This is a genomic window from Holdemania massiliensis AP2 (assembly GCF_000327285.1).
Taxonomy (GTDB): domain Bacteria; phylum Bacillota_I; class Bacilli_A; order Erysipelotrichales; family Erysipelotrichaceae; genus Holdemania; species Holdemania massiliensis.
In genome coordinates, this window is sequence record NZ_HE998567.1 from 1,060,088 (window position 1) to 1,076,760 (window position 16,673).

Below are 16,673 nucleotides of genomic sequence, written 5' to 3' on the forward strand. Positions count from 1 at the left end.
ATTGTACCGGATCAAACATGACATCAGGATGTCAGATTCTAATAAAGTTTTTACCTTCTCCCGCCCCGTTCATCCGCGAAGGTAAGCCTTCACAGCCTTAACTGGCACATTCATCCTTTCCGCAATCGCTTCAATCGTCATTCCTTGATTCGCAAATCGCCGGCAGACAGCCTGCATCGCCTCGCCGACTTCAATGATATGTCCATCCGGATCACAAAACCGCACGATTCGCTGACCCCAGCTCTGCGGCTCGACCCGAGTGATGATCCGCACGGAAGTCAGCGCCTCAAGCTTCGCGGCAAACGCTTCGAATTGATCTTCCTCAAAATAGAGTTCCATCGCATTCGCTTCATAAACCACTTCAGCCCCGGTAAACTGTTTCCAGCTTTCCTCCGTCTGCAGAGCCAACCCACCGCTGAGCACCGCGTGAATTTCCAAATCCACCAACGTCCGTAAGCCCAGCACCTCTTTGTAAAAGGCTTCAGACTGTTTCAGGTCCTTAACAACGAGCATCGTATTCTTAAATTTCATCGCTAATTCCTTTAAAATTTGAGCAGGCCCTGTTGGTCATACTGGAAGTTCGGCCCCCAGGCCACTTCCCAGACATAACCGTCGAGATCGCTGAAATAAGCATGAACACCACCCCAGAAAACTGGCTGCGGTTCTTTGAGGATTGTGCCTCCTGCTTTCCGGACAAGTTCGATCACCTGATCGATTTCTTCTTTATTCTCAACATTGTAGGCCAGCGTCACACCGGAAAATCCCGGATTGCTCACTGGCGGATTCTGCGGATCAATATCCTGTGCGAGCAAATCCAGCGGATACAGTTCAAATTTGGTACCCGGCGTATCAAAGAAACACACAGCCGGGTTGTCTTCTTTACAATCTGTTTTATAGCCTAAGCCGTCGCGGTAAAAATGGAGCGCCTTCGCCATATCGCGGACGCCCAGACAGACACACGTAATTTTATTCATGATTTTCATTTCCTTTCTTAACCGGTTCAATCCGGTCAAACGCCATTAAAAACGCGAGATTTTCAATCGCCTTCCAGCTTTTCCACCACGTCCGCGCAACTTGAAAAGCTTCAGGATACAGACCGAACCAGCTCCAAGGGATTTCCCAGACGTCATTTTCAGGACAGGTATCGATCAAATAGTCCAGCTCCGCTTCGACCAACGCTTTCAGCCGAGGATAGGCCGCATCGGTTCGCGAACGGACGAAGTAAGACGGCCGCGGCGTGTATACCTTCCAACGTTCAGGATCCCGTTCCACCCGTTTTTCGATCAAGGTCACAATCCGCTCCTGGATCTGATCCTGGGAATAAGCGGATTGCGGCAGCTTATCCAATTGTTTCAGCCAGCCGCAAAAAGCGTCGACGCCCATTTCACCGAAATCTTCCTGTGTGAAAAGCAGATCCAGCGACTTCTTCACAATTCTTTCCGCTTTGGCTTTTAACGCTGCATCTTTGCAATCATGCGTCAAAATCTGACGCGCCAGTCCTAGATTCAACCCGAAGCTTTCCGCGTCATTCCGTTTTGGGTCATAGCCCATCCACGGAGCATGCGGATAGCCGTCGTTGGACTCCACTGTAAACGGCCAGCCGTCCTGATACGCCGTGCTTTCCTGATTTAAATACGCAAACGCCCCCTGATACAAAGGACCGTGCGGATCCAGCGGCAGCGCTTCCGCCAGCGTCAGCGCGGAACATGTCTGATAGGGGGAAGATTGCGGATTCATACAATCAGGCTCCAGCCCCCAGCCAAACCCGCCGTCCGCGTTTTGATAGCTGCCTAACGCCTCCGCGATCCGCGCAGCTTCGCCGGCTTCAAACCAATACTGCCAGCGCGCCCATTCCAGCGGCCGGCTGTTACGCAGGACCCAGCGGCGGATTTGTTGAAACTGAGCCTGCGTCATCCTTTTTGTCATTTACAAACACCTCCGGAGCCATTGTACCGGAATCAGCGTTTCGCTGTCTTGGAAAAAAACGACAACCGCTGGGAATGATATTTTTTAAAGAAATTCAACAGATGTGCCTGATCATAAAAACCATAGTCAGCCACTGTATCCTGGACATTGAAATCATGATCCTGCAGACACGCCTGCCAGATTAGCTGATAGCGGATCAACAGCGAAAGACGCTTGCCGCTGACACCGTAGAAATCTAGAAATTTCCGTTCCATCCAACGTTTCTTTAACCCCAGTTCGTCAGCCAGCTCCGCAATCGCCAGCACGCCTTTGCGGCGGATAATCAGTTCTGCCGCCTCATATAAAACGGGCGGAATGGGGTCCGCTTGCTGATGCTGAAGCAGGAAGGTTTCCCACTTCGGCCACAGCGCTTCCAGACTTTCCGCTTCGTCAAACGCTTGTTTTAAGCCTTCCGCCCAGCCGGGAAAGGTATTTTCCATTTGATCCTGCGTGTTGCGCACATTTTTTAGAGAACCGATACAGAAGCTGGCGACCGCCCAGAAATAAAAACGGATGCCGATCAGCCGAAGACCGGGACGGGTATTGTCATTCAACGAGGTAAAGGTAAAATCGTTGATTCCGCAGAAAAAAATTTCACTTCTACCGGCCTCATCCGCGCCCAGGATGATATCCATGCACGTATCGGGAATCACAATCTGATCGCATTGCTCCGTGTATACCCAGAAGCAGCGGATCCACGGCTTCAGCGCGGGACACGCTTCAATCTCATGGTATCCACTCCCCTGATTTGCCGTCAGCGGAAAATAGATTCCCGCTAGTGTTTCTGCCGACATCCGATTTCTTCCCCCTTCCCGTGGGTTCCAACAAGGTTAATCTATGTGTCATTATAGCATAGCTGAATACTCAGCGAAAACTATGGATCTGTTTGGGAAGGTATTCCCTTTCATGACCGATTTTTTGCAATAAGCTTAAAGTTTCCAAACAGATTATTTAAACTGATCTTCTTTTCAACGGCTTCACTTGGATTTCATTTATAATAGAGGTGACCGCTACCATCCGCTCAAACTAACCTGCGAACAGGTTTCAACAAGATCAGCCTTAAGTCATAAAGCAGAAGGCAGTCATGCCTAGGGAGGGAATTATGCGAAAGATTTTATTTTTATTTCTATCGATTCTGTTCTTGGCTGGATGTTCATCCCGTCAAGAGGCATCCGGCTCACCTTCTTTGGAACCTGAGCCAATTCTCAGCAGCACTCCCACTCCGATTGTTGAACAAGAGAAACCACGTTTTTCAAACTATCCTGAAACCATTACAGCCTTTGTATGTCACCAGTGGAAAGAAACAGAAATTGATCCTCGCTTCCGTTTACCTGAAGGAGAATCTGATTTTTTAAGAGATAGTTTAGTTTTTAACTTATATCCGTTAGACAAGGGTTACGCGCGAATTCACATTACCAGTCGTATGGAAACAGAATACGCTGAATGGATAGACGGCGACTATGTTTCTTTGGGTGATCATGCCTATTCATTTACCGTTCAATATGCCCGTTGTACAGAATTTGGATTTGATGGCTGCTCTATGGATTCCTTTGCAGTTGAAGGCGATGAGCTTTCTGGATATTTTATTATCCAAGATAAGACATTGTACTATTTAGGGGAATCTGACAATTTTTCAAACTATCAAAATTATCCGGCTTGCGAATTTTATTTTTCTGGAAAATAAGCGAACGTAAACCCTGTATCCAGTCCTGCTTTTCTTCTTATTTCCTTATCCGTCGTGTAGTAAAGCTTCAAAGTCATCCCTTTATACCCCGTTCAAGCTATGGACTCAAAACAAAAACAGAGGTACAGTCCTATCCGATACCTCTGTTTGCTTTTCCTTTTATTCCTGACTTCGGGCAATTCGCGCGATATGAATGACAAGAAACGTCACTTCTTCATTCGGCAGAATCCGTCCGTATTTATCGTACAGATAACTCTTAATCTTTAACGCGATTCCCAATTCTTTCGGATAGCGTGTCCTGACCTGTTCAAATAACAGATCGTCGTCATTTTGAAGCAGCTTGTCGGTAAAGAAGCGGTCGACAAAGAATTTGATATGCGTGATAAACCGGGCGGTGTGAATGCTTGAGGCATCCAGATCGCGGTTGAGTGAATAGCGGACAAGATTGATGATGTCGCCGATCAGCTTAGCATTGCGGGCCGCATCATAATCAGGATCGCTTCCTGCCTGAGCATTGGCCAAATGAAACGCGATATTGGCCGCTTCCTGTTCCGGCAGCTCTATATGGAGCTGCTTTCTGACCAGCTCAAGCGCATGTTTCCCAGCTTCAAATTCCTGCGGATAGAAGCTTTTGATTTCCCAGAAAACACGATTGGTAATCACTAAGCCGCTGCGGATCCGCTCCAGGGCAAAGTTCAGATGATCAGCCAGGACAAAGACCAGATTCTCACCCAATGGGGTATTTAAACGCTGCTGGGCATCCAATACAATTTCCTGCGCCAGCTCCAGCATCACCGGCGGAAGGCTGTTGACCAGCTCCAGGATCTGCCGTGAACGCGCGTTGTCCACCGGCAGAAACACCTGATTTTCCTGATTCTGGACAATGACATTGCCCGGCTTCTGGCCGAAACCGATGCCTTTGCCTAACAGGATCGATTCCTGATGCGCATCATCTTCGACCAGCACGACGCTGGAATTCAGCACTTTCTTGATCCGCATCCGCACTCCCCTGCCTTTCTGCTTCGCGATCGGACATTACTCCGTTTCAAAATCCAGACTGTTATTTTCAATCACTTTCTGCATCCAGTAAAATGAATCTTTTCTGATTCTATTATACGTACCGTTGCCCAGATCATCAAGATCAACGTAAATGTAGCCGTAGCGCTTGGAAATCTGTTTTGTCGATTCGCTGATCAGATCAATGCAGGCCCAGGACGTATAGCCCATCAGTTCGACGCCGTCCTCTTCAATCGCGTCAAGCATGCACTTGAAGTGCTTGCGCAGATAATCAATCCGGTACGGATCATGAACCTGACCGTCCGCTGTCAGTTCATCCTTGGCACCCAGACCGTTTTCAACGACAAACAGCGGTTTGCGGTAGCGGTCGTACAGATCGACCAAGGAAATCCGCAAGCCGATCGGATCGATCTGCCAGCCCCATTCGCTTGTTTCTAGATACGGGTTCTTGACCGCCAGAATCGTATTGCCCGGGGTCACGTCTAACCCGGTTTCATCCGCCGCGACGCAGCTGGACATGTAATAGCTGAACGAGACAAAATCAACGGGATACTGCTTCATGATCTGATCATCGCCCGGCTGCTTGACGATATGAATGTTGTGGTTCTTATAGTAGGACAGCAGCGTGGACGGATATTCGCCGAAGACCTGCGTATCGCTGTAAGCGTAGATGCTGCGCATCCGCCGCTGTGTTTCCAGCACATCCTCCGGCTTGCAGGTATACGGATAGTAAGTCAGCTTGGTGATCATGCAGCCGACTTGGGAGTCGGGAATAATTTCGTGGCAGATCTTGGTTGCCAGCGCCGAAGCGACAAACTGATGATGCATCGCCTGGTAACAGACCTCTTCAAAATTCTTCCCCGGAAAACGGTCTTCGATTAAGCCGCCGGTGGTGTACGGATGGCGGATCATGCTGTCAACCTCGTTGAAGGTCAGCCAATATTTGACCTTGTGCTTATATCGTTCGCAGATCGTTTTGACATACTTTTCAAAGAAGCCGACGACTTCGCGGGAATACCAGCCGTCATAGTTCAGAACCAGATTCAGCGGCGGTTCATAGTGCGACATCGTAACCAGCGGTTCAATGCTGTATTTTTTTAATTCATCAAACACGTCGTCATAGAACTGCAAGCCTTCTTCATTCGGCTGTTCATCATCCCCATTGGGATAGATGCGGCTCCAGGCAATCGACATGCGGTAGACCTTAAAACCCATCTGTGCCATTAACGCGATATCTTCTTTATAATGATGGTAGAAATCACTGCCGTGGCGCTTCGGATAGTTGACCTCATCCTCCGGATGCGCCAAAGCTTCTTCAATATCCCGCGTCGTGATTTGGTTATGCCGGCTGTAATCTTTTACATCCGCGTCGAAATGAGCGCGGGCTGCATCGGAAACTGACCACCCTTTGCCGCCTTCACGCCATCCGCCTTCAATCTGATTGGCAGCGGTTGCCCCGCCCCATAAAAAGCCTTCCGGAAATTTTCGCATCTTAGCCTTCCTTTCTCTGCGTCTGCAGAATGACGTCATGCTGATTTGCCTGTCCTGTTTTTACAACGACAACGTTCATATCCTGAGAATTGGTCACAACAACCGGGGTAATCGGATCCAATCCCGCATCCTTAATCGCCTGTATATCAAATTTCAAAAGCAGATCGCCCGCTTTGACACTGTCGCCGGCTTTGACCATCGGCGTAAACGGCTTGCCTTGCAGATTAACGGTATCCAAACCGACGTGGAACAGGATTTCCGTGCCGTTGGCGGTCGTCATGCCTAAAGAATGCTTCGTTTCAAACACCATCTGAATTGTGCCGTCGGCCGGAGCCCGCAGCTCGCCGACTTCCGGAATGACCGCAACGCCGTCGCCCAGCGCTTTCTTGGAGAACATTTCATCGCCGACCTGATCCAGGGCGACAACCTGACCGTCGATCGGGCACAGCACATTCAGGACGTCATGGCTGCCTTCCAGCGGTTTCACCGGCGCAGCCGCGGCCGCTGCAGCCGGGGTTTCTTCCTTCCAAAGAATCAGCGTGAAGATAAATGAGGAAACTAACGCCAGCACGAAGCCCGCAATCGCCCAAACGATATTCATTCCGTTCGTGCTGTCGATAAACATCGACATACTGGCCGCGCCCGGACCGACAACCGCAAAGGCTTTTACTGACAACAAGCCTAAGAACGCCCCGGTGATGCCGCCGCCCAGCATGATGCTGTAAAGGACTTTTTTATTCTGCAGCGTTACGCCGTACAAAGCCGGTTCGGTAATTCCCATAAAGGCGGAGATTCCGGCTGAGAAGGCCGTTGATTTCAAAGTTTCATTCTTAGCTTTCAGGGCCACCGCGAAGCAGGCGCCGGATTCTGCGATGTTGTGCGCTAAAGAAGCCGGCAGATAGAGCATTTCATAGCCCAGCTCGCCATAGGTGGCAAGCGCATAAGGAAGCAGTGTTTTATGCATGCCCGTAGCCACCATTAACGGCAGGATAGCGGACAGGACAGTCAATGCGACAAAACCGAGCTTATCATACAAGAACAGAATCGCCGTTGTGAAAATCTGGCCGACATTATAGCCTAATGGGCCTAAGAACAGCAGCGTAACCGGAACGGTAACGGCCAAAGCGACCATCGGGACAAAGAAAATCCGGATCGGCTTCGGTGAAACCTTGTTCATGAGCCGTTCCATCAGCGCCAAGAAGCTGACGCACAGAATCGCCGGGAATACCTGGGCATTGTAGGCGATGTTCTGCAGCTGAATGCCAAATAAGGATGTCCCTTCCGCGATCATCGCCGTGACTGCCGGCAATAAGGTAACCCCCACTGCGGCAATCGCCACCAGACGGTTGCTCTTCAGCTTGTTGGCGGTCGTGACCGCAACCATCATCGGCAGGAAATAGAAGGTAGCATCGGAGATCGAAACTAAAATTTTATACAGCGCGCCGCCGTCATCCATGACATGCATCGCGACCAACAGAATCAGAATGGATTTCAGGACGCCGGCTCCTGCAATCGCCGGAACCAGCGGCTGGAAGATTCCGATCAGAAAATCGAGCGCCGTCTTGCTTAATTTCTGTTTTTCCGCCGGCGCGGCCGCTGTCTGCTGATCTTTGAAATCGATCATCTTCAACAGCGCGTCGTAAACTTCAACGACATCGTTGCCGATGATGATCTGAAACTGATTGCTGCGGACAACACCCATGACGCCCGGAACGGCTTTCAGTTTTTCCTCATCCACTTTTTTCTGATCGTTCAGCGTGAAACGCAGACGGGTCGAGCAGTGCTCAAGCTGAGCTACATTTTTTTCCGTACCGACATATTTCAGTATTTCGGCAGCCGTTTGTTTATAATCCATGATTTTTCTCCTCCATGTACGCCAAGAACTTCGGACTGTTTTTCCGGTGTTTTCCCGCTCTGGCCAGAAGCGCAGAAAACAAAAGGCAGGACCATCATAAAAGTACGTCTTCCTTTCGGAATTTCGTCTTTTTATGAGATCCTGCCTGCATTACCAGTTACATGTCCCTTTGTCTTTTGCGAGCTTATTATAAGCTTGCTGAAAGCGCTTTGTCAATCCCTATTTTTCAATTTCATCCTTTTTTGAAGTTAGGATTAACGGCGGCTGCGCCGCTTCCAGCTGCTCCCTTTCCAACGGCTTGGGCTTTAGATCCGCCAGCGCCTGGCGGTTAAAGATCACGATCACCTTGAAAAAGTCACCGTCGGTCTGAATCGTAAAGTGGGCATGCTGACTCTCCGCAAAGCCTTTGGCAATCGCCAAGCCCAGTCCGGAACCTTCCGAATTACGGGATTTATCACCGCGCACAAACCGTTCAACCAAATCGTTGGGATCAAAATCAATCTCCGTTTGCGAAATGTTGCGGATCGACAGCACAACTTCTTCTCCCCGCTCAATTAACGTCAGATACACCCGGGAACCGCGCAGCGAATACTTCGTCACGTTGGAAATCAAATTTTCAACAATCCGATAGGTTTTCTGCGAATCCAGCGGCAAGACGATTTTATCATGACTGTACGAGGTCTTGATCGTCAGTCCGGCGTTTTCAATCGCCGGCGCCAATTCAAACAGTGTTTGGGTAATCAGCGAAACAAGATCAACATCGACGACATTCAGCTTCAGATCCCCGCTGTTGGCTTTGCTGACCTCAAATAAATCTTCGATCAGATGCTTTAAGCGCATGGAGTTGCGTTCCAGCACGGCCAGATATTCCTGCCGCTTCGCCTCATCCGTTTCCTGCTTCATCAAGTCGATATAGGAAATCAGTGACGTTAACGGCGTTTTCAAATCATGAGAAACGTTGGAAATCAATTCCGTTTTCATTTTCTGACTTTTGGTTTCTTCTTCAATCGCCATATTGAATCCATACCGAATATCATCCAGCTCACTGTGCAGCGGCTCAAAAATTCCCAGATCCTCATGAACTTCCGTTTCCAGATCTCCCCGCGCCATCCGGCGCGTACAGCCCAGCAAGGTTTCATAATCACTGCGCAGCCGTTTCAGCGCCCGCATGATGATCAGATACAGAAAGACGGTGTAGATCAGCGCCGCATAGAAATCATGCAGAAGCAGACACAGCATACTGATCAGGGCAACGTTGACAATCATCAGCCGAATCAGACGGGAATGCGCCTTTTCCGAGAAATCAACGGTAAAACATTCCTTCGTCCACTGCTTGAGCGTCGACCAGCCCTGTCCAAGTCCATGCCATAACCGCTGCCACAGCGTGATCGTTGCCATCTTCCGCCACGTTGCACGCCAGCCATCATGCAGAGCCAGACGAATCCAGTAAATCATGCAATACAAGCCGAAACATTCAAACAAAAATGTGAATTCATAGGAAAGAACCTGGAAAAATCCCGTCATATCGTCGATCGATTGGGAGTACACATCCATCATGATTCCGCCTAGATTGTAAGACATTTCCTCCATCAAAGCCAGCGCGAACACACTGATGATGACCTGTGCTTCCAGCGGAATCCGGTTCAGCAGTTTTCCGATTTTGGATTCCCGCATTTTGCTGCGCGTAAAATACAAAGCCCCCAAAAACAAGATGAAATACAGCACCAGATTAATCTGGGATGCCAGCTGCCGATAGGAAGAATATTCATTGTTTTTAATCAGCATAGCCAGCTCGTCATCGCTTTCCAGTTGATTGGGAATGCCAAAGACCAGAGTCATATCCTTGAGTTCCGGCTCATACAGATCCAGCGGGAAATTCCCGTAATACTGGATGGAATCCGCCAGATTGGCCATCGGATAAAAATCCGCGTTGCTGTAACCGCCGTTGGACGTGACAGTGAGCACGCCGTAGCTGTCATACTCCGCCCGAATCCAAAACTGATAAGCCTCGGAAAGCTCGCGGTCGCTCTGACCCAGCGCGTTGTTTTTCGGTCTGCGGACGGTGGTTTTCGTCGCGTTGTCAATCGCGAAAGCATGCAGATTCCCCAGCTGCAGACTTTCTTTATAGTTTTGCTGCAGCGACCATTCGAGCTGATTTTTTTCCTCATTGATCTCGCTTTGCGTCCAGCCCTGATCCAGCAGCTTCTGCAGCTGCGCTGAACTGAGATACAGATCCGCATATCCCAGATCCGTATGGTTTGTTTCATTGATCAGATCGCGGATTATCGTTACTGCATATTCGTTGATCCAGGAACGAACCGCGCGGCTCTGACTGAATAATTCACGGCGGCTTTCCGGTCCGGCATTCTCACTGATCGATCCGGCCGACGGGACAAGGATCAGGCTCAGGAAACACACCATAACTAAAAAAACAGCCAGAAGTTTTTCTGAAAATTTGGATTTCTTCATTCCTTTATCCCTTCTCTATTTTGTAACCGACACCCCACACCACTTTTAAATAACGCGGATTGCGGGGATCGATTTCGATTTTTTCACGGATGTTGCGGATGTGCACCATCACCGTATCGGTAGCGATCGCTTCCTCGTTCCACACCCGTTCATAAATTTCCTCGGCGCTGTAGACCCGGCCGGGATTTTTCATTAACAGCTGCAGAATCCGAAATTCAATCGGCGTCAGTTTTACCGGATTGCCGTCCAGCATCACTTCCTTAGTGTTGTTGTTCAGTTCCAGTCCGCCGACAGTATAGACTTGTTCATCTTCACTCTGATGTTCTTTCAGGCTTAAAAACTTAGCGTAGCGGCGCAGCTGAGAATTCACCCGCGCCAGCAGCTCCATCGGTGTAAACGGCTTGGTGATATAATCATCCGCTCCCATGTTTAAGCCGGTGATCTTGTCCATATCTTCCGACTTGGCAGACAGCACGATAACCGGAAAATCATAACTCTGACGCAGCGTCATGATCATCGTCAGGCCATCCATGACCGGCATCATCAGATCGACAATCGCCAGATGGATTGTCTGACGGGATAAAATTTCCAGTCCTTCCTTGCCGTTATAGGCGCGGTGGACGCCATACCCCTGGTTCTTCAAATAGATTTCAATCGCGTTGCCGATCTCGACTTCATCTTCACAGACTAAAATTTGATAGTTTTGCATGATTTCGCTCCCTCACTGATTCTTCTTTTAGTATAGAATAAACTCATGAAGTTGCAATGAAGAAAAAGCTTAAGAATTAGTAAAGATTGCGGTGAACACGAAATTCAGCGGCAGAAGCGGCTTCTGAAAACGGCAGAATTTGTTCCATCAGCGGATCCTGGAAACGCCCATGAAGCAAGAGCGCACCGCCGATCAGAAGCCGGATCCGCCGCAACATCGCCTGAGCTTCGCGTTTCAGCGTCGGATCATAGGCTGTAATGTAGCCGGCCTGATCTTCAAAGGCTTCCAGCATATCTTTCAGAATCTCCGGCCGCAGCGAATAGGTCAGACTGTTCTGGCGATGGGTATTGTAATGCACCAGCGTATCCGGAACAATCACCGTCTTATCGGCTTTCAGCAGAATCTGTCCGATCAGCTGAACATCTTCAAAGACCCGGCCCTCCCAAAACTGCAGGCCGTCGAACAATGAGCGGCGGATCAGCTTGCCCCAGGCATAGTTGCGCACCTGGCGGTCCTTCATCAGCATTTTCATCAGTGTCCGTTTATGCGGAACCAAAACACGGCGGACATGCCGGCGGGTTGTCACCCGTCCCTCATTGACGTTGCCGCAGATGACCACATCAGCCTCATACCGGGCCTGAGCAGCCGCCAGAGTTTCCAATGTGCGCCGTTTCATCCAGTCGTCGCTGTCCAGAAACAGCACGAAATCCCCCTTCGCCGCTTTCAAGGCTGCATTGCGGGCGGCTGAAACACCGCGGTTTTCCTGATGGATGACGGTGATCAGTTCCGGATAGATTTTGGCATAGAAATCCAGCCGCGAACCGGTTCGGTCTGTCGATCCGTCATCGACAACGATGACTTCATAATCATGATAAGTTTGCTCCAGTAAAGAACGGATGCAGGTATAAATCTCTTTTTCACTGTTATATGCAGGTATTAATACGCTGATTTTCATGGCTTATCCCTTCGCCGGCACGAATGCCGCTTTGCCTTTCTTGTCTTGATTTTGCGGGTTTAACTGACGTTTTAATGCCCGTTCCCGGCGCTTTTTCATCACGGTCCGATAGAGGAGCAGCCCCGCGCCGCTGAAAACAATCGTAATTGCGTAAATCCAGAAGGCGGAAACGAAATCCTGCTGAATCAGCTTATCTCCGGCCAGCGTCGAAGTGATCACCGACGGAATCCGCGCAACCGTGGTAATGAAGAGGAAATGGGAGAATTTAACCGGAGTCAGGCCGGCGAAATAAGTGATGATATCCTTGGGCGTTCCGGGAATCAGGAAGATCAGGAAGATCAGATTATCAAGCTTCTGTTCATCCTTCATAAAGGAAAGCTTATCCAGTTTTTCCTTCGATACCAGACATTCGACTAAACTTGAACCATAACGGCGAACGAGCCAGAAAATCAAGGCCGTGCCGATCGCGGCGCCGACCAGGCAGAGAATCATGCCTTCCATAGGTCCGTAGGCGACGCCTGCACCGGTTTCAATAATTTCTCCCGGAAGCAAGGCAACCAGCACCTGTAAGGCCATCATGCCCGTCAGCACGATCCGTCCCAGCCAGCCGAACTGATCCAGCCAGATTTTGAATTGCGCAGGATCGGAGGCCACGCTTTGAAATAAAACGAACAACACCGCCGTCATAACGATTGTAAAGATAATCACCGCGCTGATGGAGAACCAGCGCACGCGCTTCTGCCACTTTGATTTCTGTTCCATAGATTCAGACTCCTTTTGTTTTCTGGTTTTATTCTACCCGTTAAACATGAAGATCCCCTTCTGGAAATTCAAAAGAAATTCTTAAGCCTTGCTGAAGAAGCCATGAAGGCCGAAATTCTATACTTTTTATTGCCGCTTTTAGCGCAGTCCTTGGCTTTTTACACTTTACGCGATATAATAAACTTCCTGATCCTAATGAAAAGCAGGAGAAACGAGGAAGCGAATGAAAATCATTTATACGCTGCAGCATCCGCAGTCCCAGCATCATCTCAACGGCATGGTGGGTTCCTGGACAGATTGGGATTTAAGCGAGCTGGGAGTACAGCAAGCTCAGCGCATCGCTTTAAATCTGAAAGCGGAGTTGGCCGGCAAGTCCGTCCGCCTTCTGTCTTCGGATCTGAAACGAGCCTGGCACACAGCTGAAATTGTCGGCGAAGCTTTAGAGATCAAAGCCGAGAAAGAGCCGCGGCTCAGGGAACGGTATCTGGGCGAAGCCGTCGGTCAGTCTGTCGCCTGGCTGAAAGCGAATCTCTTAACACCGGAAATCACGATTGACGACCGGTTATTTCCCTCAGCTCAAACACGGCGCGAACAGGCCGAGCAGTTAGGTTCTTTCTGGGATCAGCTTCTGCAGCAGGATGATGATCTGCTAATTCTGATCTCACACGGCGATACGCTGGGTATGCTGCAGGCCTTATGGCTGGGATTGGAAGCGGATGCTCTGAATTCCATCCAGTTTGCCGGACAGGCCGGCGGCGTTTCCTGCTTATGGGAACGTGACGGCAAGCGGATCGTGCGCAAATTCAACGATCTGTCTTATCTGAAATAAATCTTATACAAAAACAGACACGCCCTTTTTTCCTTTGCGAAAAAAGCTGCATGCCTGTTTTTAATTTTAGTAAGAAGGGAGCGAACGGCTGTGCCTTGAAACAGCCCTACGCCTCTCCGACACAGTTTAATATTTCAAGATCAGAATCCAATTTCATCAGCGATCATGATGATTGTGAAGCGCCCCGGTGTTTTACGGCCATGGTTAATAATTCCCACCGAGTTGCAGACAGACTGCTGGATCTGGCAATCCATGCATTTTCCAGTTTCAACGCACGGTGCTTTGTGATGGACGCGCATCGCGTTGAGCGGAGCGATCTGACGCAGCCGTTTCATCGCATCATCCAGCGTATCTACCACTTTGTTCACGCCGGCGACCACGATCACCTTGCGCGGTCCGTAGCTGATCGCCGCAACCCGGTTGCCGGACGAGTCAATATTAACCAGCTGGCCCTGCCGGGTAATAGCGTTGGAACCGGTCAGGAAAACATCCGCCAATAACGCCTGACGATAGATTTCCTCGACCTCGGAAAACGGCAGACCTTCCTGATAACGATCGAAAAAATGATAATCGCCGTTGCGCAGGATATGGATCATATCCATGGCTTTTAACGTTTCCGAACCGCCGACGCCGACGCTGGCGCCCTTGGGAATCAGCTCCAGCACTTTATCGCGGGCTTCCTCCACATTTTCAGCGTAATAGGTGATATACCCTTTTTCCGCCAGCAGGCCGACCATTTCATGGGCAACGGCCACAGCTCTGCGCTTACGATACTTATCCATACTTCTGCTCCTCTTTTCTAATTTTTGACAAAAAAGACCGCATTGAATCCGCGGCCTTTTTCATTACTGATTGACTTCTGAATACTTCCGGCGTTCCGGACTCAAATTGTCGCAATAATACCGCACAGTCAGGGCTCCGCCGATCTTGGTTTTCACCTTCGGCAGTTCCATAAAGCGGTCGCCTTCCAGCATGATTTCCATCATCGCCTTGCAGCAGGCCGTCAAATTGTTGACCTTCGGCTCAACTTCCGTCATCAGTTCTTTAGCATTGATATCAATATACAGCCACTGGATGTTATGCGCATCCCATTTTTTCTGATTGATAATGTCGATATAATCTTGAATTGTTTTCTTTTCCATTAGTCAGGTACCCCCTAATCGATTTTATTATAGCATTGAACATCAATTAAATAAAGTCGAATCACGGAATCAAGCTGGTTTTTCAACTTAAAAATCAAAGAAAATAATCTAAAACAAATTCCATCATGACGCCTAAGCCCGGAAGCAGGGATGCCTTTTCGATTTTTTCTTCGCGGGTATGCGCGCCTTCGCCTAAATAACCGCCGAAGCACAGCGCATTGACGCCCTGGGAAAACGGAATGTTGCAGTCGGTGGATCCGGAATGGCCTTCCGGCCGAATGCCGATCCGCCGCTCGATCAGATCTTCCACTTTCTTCTCAATCGCCCGCTGCTTCTCTTCGTCGATATCGCCCATGCATGGCCGCTCGCCCAGAATTTCAACGTTAATCTCCACCCCCATCTTCCGATAGGCCTCGATCAGGCTGTCAAACATAGTGCGCAGCTGCTGCAGATGTTCGCGGACATCCGAGCGGAATTCAAACAACATCGCTGCCTGCTGAGCGATCGTATTGACCGAAGTGCCGCCTTCAATCGTTCCGACATTGTAAGTCGTCTTACCGCCTTCCGGGACTTTGACTGAATACAGTGTATCGATCAGGGATGCCAGAACGCGGATCGCGTTGCGGTTGCCAAAGGCGCCGTAGGAATGTCCGCCTTCCGTTTTCACTTCGACGCGATAGCGAACCGATCCCACCGCCTTGTTGACGTAGCCTTTATACGAACCGTCAAAGGAATAAACCTCGCTCAGCTTGCCGGCGTAATCCTGCATCAGCTGACGGCAGCCTTTGAGGTTGCCCAGCCCTTCCTCACCGGCATTCAGCACGATCAGAACGCCTTGCTTCGGTTGGCAATGCTGCTCGATTAAATAGCGGGCGATCACCATCAGCAGCGCCACGTTGGCCGTATCATCGCCCACTCCCGGCGCTTTCAGCCATCCGTCTTCTTCGATCAGCTCAAATCCGGTTTCATCCGGGAAGACCGTATCCAGATGGGCCATAAAAGCCACTGCTTTGCCGCTCTGAACGTCGCCCAGCGTGACGATGACATTGGATGCCGCATCCATTTTCACCTCTTCCGCGCCGCATTCGCGAAACCACTTCACGCAGTATTCCGCCCGCGCCTGTTCATGATTGCTGAACGCCGGGATCGCTACCAGTGTGCGGATCAGTTCAACAACCTCATCCTGATGATCGCTGACATATTGTTCCAAAGCTTCATTCCAAATCAAAGATATACCCCCTTTTTATTTGATTTCATTATACCATTCTTTTGGGAGCCTGAACATTTTATGTTAGAATAGAATTCAGGAGGTGGTCTCTGTGATCCTCGAAAAAATCAAATCGCCGCTGCGGAAGCGGCAAGCGGCAAAAGTGAAACGCAGTTAATGGAGCTGGCCGGCAAGCGCTGCGCGGATACGCTGCTGCATGAATATCCGGAAAATGATTCCTTTCTGATTCTGTGCGGAAGCGGCAACAACGGCGGCGACGGGTTTGTGATTGCCCGCCATTGTCTGGCTGCCAAACGCCAGGTGGCGATCGTTTTGATGATGAACGACATCCGCACCCCATCGGCGATTGAAGCCCGGCAGAAGCTGCCGGAATCGTGTCTGATTTACGGCTACGAAGAAATGAGCGAAGCTCAGTTTCAGACCATGGCGCAGCGTTATGACGTGATCGTCGACTGCGTCTTCGGTTTTCATTTTCATGCCCCGCTTCCGGATTTTCTGCGGGAGGCTTTCCGCTGGATCAACCAGCAGCGGCTTTCGGTTGTCAGCATTGACCTCAACAGCGGCCTG

Annotated in this window: 17 protein-coding genes; 3 read left to right on the forward strand and 14 right to left on the reverse strand. The window is 49.8% G+C overall.

The genetic code is table 11. From position 1 onward, the window contains the following. Window positions 1-69: 69 nt before the first annotated feature. From BN162_RS04965 to BN162_RS04980, 4 genes are read right to left on the reverse strand one after another with little or no spacing between them, the layout of a single operon-like run. Window positions 70-531, reverse strand: a complete 462-nt coding sequence (locus BN162_RS04965) for a VOC family protein (protein ID WP_020223982.1) — start codon at window positions 529-531, stop codon at window positions 70-72. A gap of 11 nt (window positions 532-542) precedes the next feature. Then, a complete protein-coding gene (locus BN162_RS04970; protein ID WP_020223983.1) occupies window positions 543-974 on the reverse strand; it encodes a VOC family protein in 432 nt (143 codons plus the stop codon). After that, window positions 967-1,926, reverse strand: coding sequence for a hypothetical protein (locus tag BN162_RS04975; protein ID WP_020223984.1), 960 nt, complete (start codon window positions 1,924-1,926; stop codon window positions 967-969). Before BN162_RS04975 ends, BN162_RS04970 begins: the two co-directional genes overlap by 8 nt. A 32-nt stretch (window positions 1,927-1,958) precedes the next feature. Continuing rightward, entirely contained in the window at window positions 1,959-2,759 is an 801-nt protein-coding gene (locus BN162_RS04980; protein WP_020223985.1) for a helix-turn-helix domain-containing protein, read from the reverse strand. Window positions 2,760-3,067: 308 nt separating this feature from the next. Between BN162_RS04980 and BN162_RS04985 the strand changes: the two genes are divergently transcribed. Next, window positions 3,068-3,649, forward strand: a complete 582-nt coding sequence (locus tag BN162_RS04985; protein ID WP_020223986.1) for a lipoprotein — start codon at window positions 3,068-3,070, stop codon at window positions 3,647-3,649. A 159-nt stretch (window positions 3,650-3,808) separates the two neighbouring features. Here BN162_RS04985 and BN162_RS04990 read toward each other — a convergent pair whose 3' ends face one another. The 7 genes from BN162_RS04990 to BN162_RS05020 all read right to left on the reverse strand — a co-directional run bounded on the left by BN162_RS04990 (window position 3,809) and on the right by BN162_RS05020 (window position 12,907). Continuing rightward, window positions 3,809-4,648, reverse strand: a complete 840-nt coding sequence (locus BN162_RS04990) for a PRD domain-containing protein (protein WP_020223987.1) — start codon at window positions 4,646-4,648, stop codon at window positions 3,809-3,811. Window positions 4,649-4,684: 36 nt separating this feature from the next. Continuing rightward, the gene (locus BN162_RS04995; protein WP_020223988.1) at window positions 4,685-6,157 is read right to left on the reverse strand and encodes a glycoside hydrolase family 1 protein; all 1,473 of its coding nucleotides are present in this window, start codon (window positions 6,155-6,157) and stop codon (window positions 4,685-4,687) included. A 1-nt stretch (window position 6,158) separates the two neighbouring features. After that, on the reverse strand, window positions 6,159-8,012 hold the full coding sequence (locus tag BN162_RS05000) for a beta-glucoside-specific PTS transporter subunit IIABC (protein WP_020223989.1): 1,854 nt from the start codon (window positions 8,010-8,012) through the stop codon (window positions 6,159-6,161). 219 nt (window positions 8,013-8,231) lie between these two features. Beyond that, window positions 8,232-10,481: a sensor histidine kinase gene (locus tag BN162_RS19025; RefSeq protein ID WP_020223990.1), complete on the reverse strand. Its 2,250-nt coding sequence runs from the start codon at window positions 10,479-10,481 to the stop codon at window positions 8,232-8,234. Window positions 10,482-10,485: 4 nt separating this feature from the next. Further along, window positions 10,486-11,190, reverse strand: a complete 705-nt coding sequence (locus BN162_RS05010) for a response regulator transcription factor (RefSeq protein WP_020223991.1) — start codon at window positions 11,188-11,190, stop codon at window positions 10,486-10,488. Between the two features lie 76 nt (window positions 11,191-11,266). Further along, a complete protein-coding gene (locus tag BN162_RS05015; RefSeq protein WP_020223992.1) occupies window positions 11,267-12,145 on the reverse strand; it encodes a glycosyltransferase family 2 protein in 879 nt (292 codons plus the stop codon). Window positions 12,146-12,148: 3 nt separating this feature from the next. Then, a complete protein-coding gene (locus BN162_RS05020; RefSeq protein WP_020223993.1) occupies window positions 12,149-12,907 on the reverse strand; it encodes a TVP38/TMEM64 family protein in 759 nt (252 codons plus the stop codon). Window positions 12,908-13,130: 223 nt separating this feature from the next. Here BN162_RS05020 and BN162_RS05025 point away from each other — a divergent pair, with 223 nt between their 5' ends. Beyond that, window positions 13,131-13,736 (forward strand): histidine phosphatase family protein, encoded by a 606-nt coding sequence (locus BN162_RS05025; protein WP_020223994.1) that lies wholly within the window; start codon window positions 13,131-13,133, stop codon window positions 13,734-13,736. 140 nt (window positions 13,737-13,876) lie between these two features. Here BN162_RS05025 and BN162_RS05030 read toward each other — a convergent pair whose 3' ends face one another. From BN162_RS05030 to BN162_RS05040, 3 genes are all read right to left on the reverse strand, one after another. After that, window positions 13,877-14,518, reverse strand: a complete 642-nt coding sequence (locus BN162_RS05030; protein ID WP_020223995.1) for a lactate utilization protein — start codon at window positions 14,516-14,518, stop codon at window positions 13,877-13,879. Between the two features lie 63 nt (window positions 14,519-14,581). Then, entirely contained in the window at window positions 14,582-14,878 is a 297-nt protein-coding gene (locus tag BN162_RS05035; RefSeq protein ID WP_020223996.1) for a hypothetical protein, read from the reverse strand. Between the two features lie 94 nt (window positions 14,879-14,972). After that, a complete protein-coding gene (locus BN162_RS05040; RefSeq protein WP_020223997.1) occupies window positions 14,973-16,106 on the reverse strand; it encodes a M20/M25/M40 family metallo-hydrolase in 1,134 nt (377 codons plus the stop codon). A gap of 111 nt (window positions 16,107-16,217) precedes the next feature. Here BN162_RS05040 and BN162_RS17740 point away from each other — a divergent pair. Next, window positions 16,218-16,673: NAD(P)H-hydrate epimerase (locus BN162_RS17740; protein ID WP_261797835.1), on the forward strand; the 456-nt coding region annotated here is incomplete at its 3' end.

Bases quoted from the DNA above. Each gene is read 5' to 3' on its own strand.
- BN162_RS04980 (WP_020223985.1), bottom strand. From the start codon at position 2,759: ATGTCGGCAGAAACACTAGCGGGAATCTATTTTCCGCTGACGGCAAAT.
- BN162_RS19025 (WP_020223990.1), bottom strand. From the start codon at position 10,481: ATGAAGAAATCCAAATTTTCAGAAAAACTTCTGGCTGTTTTTTTAGTT.
- BN162_RS05010 (WP_020223991.1), bottom strand. From the start codon at position 11,190: ATGCAAAACTATCAAATTTTAGTCTGTGAAGATGAAGTCGAGATCGGC.
- BN162_RS05035 (WP_020223996.1), bottom strand. From the start codon at position 14,878: ATGGAAAAGAAAACAATTCAAGATTATATCGACATTATCAATCAGAAA.
- BN162_RS05025 (WP_020223994.1), top strand. From the start codon at position 13,131: ATGAAAATCATTTATACGCTGCAGCATCCGCAGTCCCAGCATCATCTC.
- BN162_RS04970 (WP_020223983.1), bottom strand. From the start codon at position 974: ATGAATAAAATTACGTGTGTCTGTCTGGGCGTCCGCGATATGGCGAAG.
- BN162_RS04965 (WP_020223982.1), bottom strand. From the start codon at position 531: ATGAAATTTAAGAATACGATGCTCGTTGTTAAGGACCTGAAACAGTCT.
- BN162_RS04985 (WP_020223986.1), top strand. From the start codon at position 3,068: ATGCGAAAGATTTTATTTTTATTTCTATCGATTCTGTTCTTGGCTGGA.
- BN162_RS05015 (WP_020223992.1), bottom strand. From the start codon at position 12,145: ATGAAAATCAGCGTATTAATACCTGCATATAACAGTGAAAAAGAGATT.
- BN162_RS04995 (WP_020223988.1), bottom strand. From the start codon at position 6,157: ATGCGAAAATTTCCGGAAGGCTTTTTATGGGGCGGGGCAACCGCTGCC.
- BN162_RS04990 (WP_020223987.1), bottom strand. From the start codon at position 4,648: ATGCGGATCAAGAAAGTGCTGAATTCCAGCGTCGTGCTGGTCGAAGAT.
- BN162_RS05030 (WP_020223995.1), bottom strand. From the start codon at position 14,518: ATGGATAAGTATCGTAAGCGCAGAGCTGTGGCCGTTGCCCATGAAATG.
- BN162_RS05000 (WP_020223989.1), bottom strand. From the start codon at position 8,012: ATGGATTATAAACAAACGGCTGCCGAAATACTGAAATATGTCGGTACG.
- BN162_RS05020 (WP_020223993.1), bottom strand. From the start codon at position 12,907: ATGGAACAGAAATCAAAGTGGCAGAAGCGCGTGCGCTGGTTCTCCATC.
- BN162_RS04975 (WP_020223984.1), bottom strand. From the start codon at position 1,926: ATGACAAAAAGGATGACGCAGGCTCAGTTTCAACAAATCCGCCGCTGG.